Raw genomic sequence first — 5,406 nt, 5'->3', positions numbered from 1 at the left:
TTAGGATCGCTTGTGCTTTATTTGGATAGATACGAAATTTATATGCTTTATTGATTATCATTCCATTCACATCCATTTCTATATGCGCCTATTATAAAAAGAACGTTTGTTCTAATTATATACGAATATACGTTCTTTTATAAAGCGTTTTTTATAAAAAAATAAAAAATTAGACTTAATTAGTTGGCTTTTTCTTAAAAGAGGATATAAGATACCATCGTAGTAATTTCGAATACCCGCAGTGACATTAACCAGTGTTTTTGTTTAAGTTTAAACTTTGGCTTGTTTACCTCTGCATGAAATTTGATTTTCTTCCCATTAGTATTGAATTTAATATGTATTAAAAAATCCTCTCTGTTTTTCCCTTTTATTTATAACAGAGAAACAAGTGTTGAAAAAATTAAAAAGGATGATAATTTTCTCAAAAAAAAGAATCAGCCCGATTTATCTAGCTGATTCTTACATCCAAAAATCTTCAAAGTCTACACGGTATCCTTTTCTTTTCAAAGCTCTAATTATCTTTTGGCCATTACCTAATGATGGCCTATTCTCATTGGATCGTGTAATGCGGCTAATTGTATTCTGGTTTACTCCGCTCCATTCTTTTAATTCTGTTTGAGTAATTTCATTCCTCTTAAGAAATTTTCCAAACTTTGATAAAGGTTTTCCTAATCCGAACACCTTTTACACTCCCATTCTTTTATACTTGTGTAATTCTATCTTTGCCAAGGCGCATTTTTTTTAAACAAAAGTGTTAATAATGTACAAGCCGTCCACAATATGATGTATTAAGGTCGCTATCAAAGTATCTAGCAAACTTATTATCAAAGTAGATACCAAATCAACTAGCCTTTGTACTAGTAAAGTACCTACCACGTTAACTATCAAAGTAATGCTATCAAGGTAATAAGTGTATAAACCCTATATTTCATCTAGTTTGTTCGTTCTGTTTATAAAGGGGGTATATAAATGCGTTCTAGGAAAGAGACCATTCCTTTTCGCGAGTTTATGGATCGGTCATACAAAGATAAAGAAAAGAAAATTCGTAAATACAATTCATTAAGTCCTTTCGCATTCCTTCATATGTCGGATCAGGTATTACATACTTACATTGCATTAGGAGTTATGGGAACGATTTTAATCGGAGCAGTCATGTTAGAAAAATATTTGGTGCGACATGACTATATATTAGCAGCTAAATTTGTAAGTGAAGTTATGTATCACGGCACGCGAATTGGTGGAGTTTGCTTAATTGGATATGTATTTGTTCGTATCGTAATCATGTTTTAAGAATGGAAGGGAGTAATGGGGATTATAAAGGAGTGGCTTTGTACGCAAAGGTTAAGGAATCAGCTTATGGAGGTGTTCGGAAAAGCAGGTTTATATACGGAACATCAAACGCGTGGGGGGAAAGTACCTATTTATCCAAAGATACATGATGTTTCCTCTTCGAAAGAAAGCGTGAGATATATATTTACCATCCCAAACGGATTAGATCCACAGAAGATTGAAAAGAAGTGGTTCTGTTTTCAGCAAATATTAGGGCGGAATATTACGATTGAAGGGGATGTGAAAAAATTTGTACTACATGTATTCCGTTCAGATGCTGGACTAAAACCTTACAAGTACTGTTATAAAGAATGGCAGCCCTTATTAAAAGGGTACCGTCTTCCTGTTGTGGTTGGCCGGGATCAATTTGGAAAAACGATTACATACGATATGGTTGATTCCAATACACCACACTTGTTAATAGCGGGGGAAACGGGAAGCGGGAAAAGTAGTATGGTACGTGTTGTACTATCTACACTCATTCAATATATGTCTCCTGATACGTTGCATTTGTATCTTGGAGACTTAAAAAACTCTGAATTTCATTTCTTGCGAAGAGTGAAGCATGTAAAGGAAGTTTGTATGGAAGAAATCGAAATGAAAATAATGCTTCAAAAGGTGTGGAAGGAAATTAGAGACCGAAGAAAACTTATGGAAGAATATGAGGTTGACCATATTGATGCATACAACAAATTAAATCCAGATTATCAAAAACCATATATTCTACTTGCTATTGATGAAGTGGCCATGCTAAAAGATGAAAAAGAGTGTATGACTACAATTGAAAAAATTTCAGCAGTCGGCCGATCCCTTGGGGTGTTTCTTATGCTTAGTATGCAGCGGCCAGATGCGAAAGTGTTGGATGGTAAGTTGAAGCTCAATATGACCGTAAGAATCGGGTTTAAATGTGATAGTGCAATTAATAGCAATATCATGGGTACTCCTGGCTCAGAGCATCTGGAGCAATCAGGCCAAATGATCTTAAAACGAAATGGGTTAAAGAAAGTGCAAGCTCCTTATTTGGAATTAAGTAAAGCGAAACAAATAGTTAAACCATATCGCACGTCTAAAGAGGAGAAAATACTTCAGAATTCACCGCAAGAAGAAATGCCGTTATTTGGGGTGTTAGATGATGAAGAATAGAGATAAAGGAATTTTGAATGATTTGAAGCGATTTAGATGCATGTCCCGTGACGATATTATTGACTTGCATTTTCAAGGCTTAAAGAATGCGGTAACTTGCTGTAATACGGTTATGAAACGATTAAGAAGAGACGGTCATGTTGATGCTAACGTATTGCAGCACCCATACATTTATTTTCCGCAGCCAAGTTCTATTAGAACAAAAAGTCAAAAAATTCCTCATTTCCTTGGGATTGTGGATGTATACAAACAACTTGTCTATTATGAAAATCCTAAACTATTCAAAGTTGAGCCGAAGTACGGTAAGGAATATATGGAACCAGATGCTTTTACCATATGGCGTAGATCACCATTCTTTATTGAAGTTCAAAAGTCAGTTTACAGTAAAAAGATTATGCAAGATAAAATAAATAGATATGAGTTATACTTTCATAGCCAAGAATGGCATAATGAATCCTGGCAACCTAAAGGTTCTAAATTCTTTCCTTCAATCCTCATAATTACAGATAAAAAATACGAGATTCATTCTCCTCATTTACGTATATTTCAAGCTATTTCCATAGATGATTTTATGAACCAAATTGTTTTAGCTTAAAAGAAGGAGAAGAAGGATTGATTTACTATTGGAGTCATGAATACGAATTTGGTGAAAATCCAGAAGAATATGTTTTTTATTTAACTAACTCCATTTATAGACTCAATGGTAGAAGATGAGCAATTTTATATCTTTATTATGTGGGGTATCGTTATATCGTCATTTAGCCAAGGAAAATGAGATATCCCAAAAATGAAAAAGCTAACTTCTTATTCAAACAAGATAAGGAGTTAGCTTTTTTAGATACTATGGATAAGTGGTGTTATGTTAATTTATGAAGGGAATGTCGAATTTGTCGGAATTTTGTATTTTTTTGTTGATTTATATTATTTTTAATGTTAAACTTATAATAACAAAGAAAGAGTAAACAAAAAATCCTTAGTGAATAAATTTTCAGAATTTTTAGTTTTATCTATCGGTTTACTCCATGTGATTTACACGTTTGTGTATTGCTTTTCCACTCTTTCTTTGTTCTACCCTATAAAAGAAAACAACTTGGATAAAAACAGGTTGTTTTCTTTTGTTTTGTGTTTTGAGGATATCAGAGCATTCGGCCGGAGATGTATATCAGGGGGTAAAACCTGCAGAACGGAAATGCCCAGCATGTAAAAAATCATTTAGTCGTTAGAGATTCAAATAGAACAGGGAATAAGTTTTTGGGCTGTTCTCAATGTCCTACATGTACACATACAGAGCCAAGCAATACGTGAGCTGTGATGAAAATCCAGCACTTTTTCCTTTTTTGTAAAAATGCGTTAAAAAAATGAGGTTTGATTTGAAAATGGCTTTCCAAATCGGTTTATTTTGCGTTCTGATGAAGAAGTTAATGCAATTGGTCTAAATCGTTATAAAAACGCATGTGAAGGTATATACAGGCTTTACATGTGTGTTTAGGGTTTATAGGAAAAATAAAAAGGGTAGTCATTATTTACGACTTAACCCTTTCTCTACGAGCTGACGAATTGCTTCATTTTGATTCGCAGCTTATTTTCACGCCAATAATTTCCTGTTTGTTCCACTTGTTCTTTTGTAAATGTAACCAAATTTTCATGTATGGGGAAAGCTTGTTATAATAGTGGAGAATAACTTGGGTACAATTGATAATGAAATGGGGAAAGATGCTAGATGAAAGCAACCGGAGTGACTAGAAAAGTAGATGATTTAGGGCGTGTGGTAATTCCAAAGGAACTTAGAAATACGCTAGGTATTAAAGAAAAATCACCATTAGAGATCTTTGTAGAAGGTGAAGACATTGTTTTACAGAAGTATCAGCCTGGTGGTGTTTGTGCATTAACAGGAGAAGTATCAAATCGGAACATATCATTAGCAAATGGTAAGATAGCATTAAGTCCAGAAGGTGCAGAATTATTAATAAAAGAAATAGAACAATACCTTGTAAAATAAGAGGCTCTTTTCAAGGGGCTTTTTTAGGATTAATATAGTAATTTCGTGTATCGTAATATTTATAAAAATATTTACCAAAAATAGAATCAATTCTATTCCTTTTTGTCGGAATTTAGTTAGTGTATATTTTCGTATCGGTTTTAGAAAAACAAAAGCTAGAAGAATTTATCGAATTCCCTGAACGGAAATTGCATGAGAAACATATGTGAAAAGGAAAAAATAATAAAAAGGCTAGTTAGTCCATTGTAAGGGCTAACTGGCCTTTTTATTTACTAAAGTGAACCTTGATAAATGAAATAAATCTCGGCTGCCCCCCACTAATCACTCTCACCTGAATACACTTTTAAGTGTTCCATTGCTATGGATATGGCATGTTTTTCTGTATCAATTAACGATAACCCCTGCTTAATAGGAGCCCAATACTCATATCCGTAATCCTCAAACCACGCAAAAACTTCTGTAGTGTAAAAACCATCATTCTGTTTGGATTAACTGCTTAGCAGGTGATTCCGTTAGGACTTCTTGATTCTTTTTATTTATCATTTTTTTGCACCGGAACGGGTAGTTCACTAGAAGAGCTTATTTGCATCTATACCTTGATTTTATGTACAATAAAGATATAGATATTATCTGGAACAGAAAGAGGGAAACGATGTCTAATCCATTAGTAAATTTACGTATTGATTTTGCATTTAAACAGTTATTTGGAACAAATGGGAATGAGGACATCTTAATCGCTTTTTTAAATGCTATGTTAAAAAATTCTTTAGAAGCACCTATTGTTTCCCTACAGTTAGAAGATCCACATTTACATCGAGAACATGAAGAAGATAAATTATCGATTTTAGATATTTCGGCTACATTAGATATAGGAACAAAGGTAAATGTAGAAATACAGGCGCGACAAGAAGTCGCTTCATAATAGTGCGTATCCA

6 protein-coding genes and 3 pseudogenes are annotated in these 5,406 nt (G+C 33.6%); 6 read left to right on the top strand and 3 right to left on the bottom strand.

The genetic code is table 11. The features are described from left to right. Nucleotides 1-61 (bottom strand): helix-turn-helix domain-containing protein (locus CQ058_RS30790; protein WP_258169597.1); only part of this gene is annotated, 61 nt, incomplete at its 3' end. A 398-nt stretch (nucleotides 62-459) separates the two neighbouring features. After that, complete coding sequence (locus CQ058_RS30785) at nucleotides 460-681, bottom strand: helix-turn-helix domain-containing protein (protein WP_000467339.1); 222 nt, start codon at nucleotides 679-681, stop codon at nucleotides 460-462. A 288-nt stretch (nucleotides 682-969) separates the two neighbouring features. Between CQ058_RS30785 and CQ058_RS30780 the strand changes: the two genes are divergently transcribed. The 4 genes and pseudogenes from CQ058_RS30780 to CQ058_RS30765 all read left to right on the top strand — a co-directional run. Further along, the gene (locus CQ058_RS30780; RefSeq protein ID WP_002191667.1) at nucleotides 970-1,290 is read left to right on the top strand and encodes a hypothetical protein; all 321 of its coding nucleotides are present in this window, start codon (nucleotides 970-972) and stop codon (nucleotides 1,288-1,290) included. A 15-nt stretch (nucleotides 1,291-1,305) separates the two neighbouring features. Then, the gene (locus CQ058_RS30775; protein ID WP_002191669.1) at nucleotides 1,306-2,472 is read left to right on the top strand and encodes an FtsK/SpoIIIE domain-containing protein; all 1,167 of its coding nucleotides are present in this window, start codon (nucleotides 1,306-1,308) and stop codon (nucleotides 2,470-2,472) included. A 22-nt stretch (nucleotides 2,473-2,494) separates the two neighbouring features. Next, nucleotides 2,495-3,067, top strand: coding sequence for a replication-relaxation family protein (locus CQ058_RS30770; RefSeq protein WP_002191670.1), 573 nt, complete (start codon nucleotides 2,495-2,497; stop codon nucleotides 3,065-3,067). Between the two features lie 544 nt (nucleotides 3,068-3,611). Continuing rightward, nucleotides 3,612-3,777: pseudogene (locus tag CQ058_RS30765) on the top strand (topoisomerase DNA-binding C4 zinc finger domain-containing protein); the annotation flags it as partial. A gap of 214 nt (nucleotides 3,778-3,991) precedes the next feature. Here the strand turns inward: CQ058_RS30765 and CQ058_RS33105 are convergent. Then, nucleotides 3,992-4,122: pseudogene (locus CQ058_RS33105) on the bottom strand (ribbon-helix-helix domain-containing protein). 70 nt (nucleotides 4,123-4,192) lie between these two features. On the opposite strand from CQ058_RS33105, the gene CQ058_RS30760 reads away from it, so the two are divergent. Both CQ058_RS30760 and CQ058_RS30755 read left to right on the top strand, forming a co-directional pair. Next, a complete protein-coding gene (locus tag CQ058_RS30760) occupies nucleotides 4,193-4,471 on the top strand; it encodes an AbrB/MazE/SpoVT family DNA-binding domain-containing protein (protein ID WP_002106904.1) in 279 nt (92 codons plus the stop codon). A gap of 652 nt (nucleotides 4,472-5,123) precedes the next feature. Then, nucleotides 5,124-5,369, top strand: a pseudogene (locus CQ058_RS30755) (Rpn family recombination-promoting nuclease/putative transposase); the annotation flags it as partial. Nucleotides 5,370-5,406 lie beyond the last annotated feature (37 nt).

This window comes from Bacillus sp. MYb56 (genome assembly GCF_002976445.1).
GTDB classification, from domain to species: domain Bacteria; phylum Bacillota; class Bacilli; order Bacillales; family Bacillaceae_G; genus Bacillus_A; species Bacillus_A mycoides.
This window is presented reverse-complemented; position numbering and strand designations above follow the sequence as displayed.

Coding starts and splice junctions, on each gene's coding strand:
- CQ058_RS30780 (WP_002191667.1), top strand. CDS start 970: ATGCGTTCTAGGAAAGAGACCATTCCTTTTCGCGAGTTTATGGATCGG.
- CQ058_RS30775 (WP_002191669.1), top strand. CDS start 1,306: ATGGGGATTATAAAGGAGTGGCTTTGTACGCAAAGGTTAAGGAATCAG.
- CQ058_RS30760 (WP_002106904.1), top strand. CDS start 4,193: ATGAAAGCAACCGGAGTGACTAGAAAAGTAGATGATTTAGGGCGTGTG.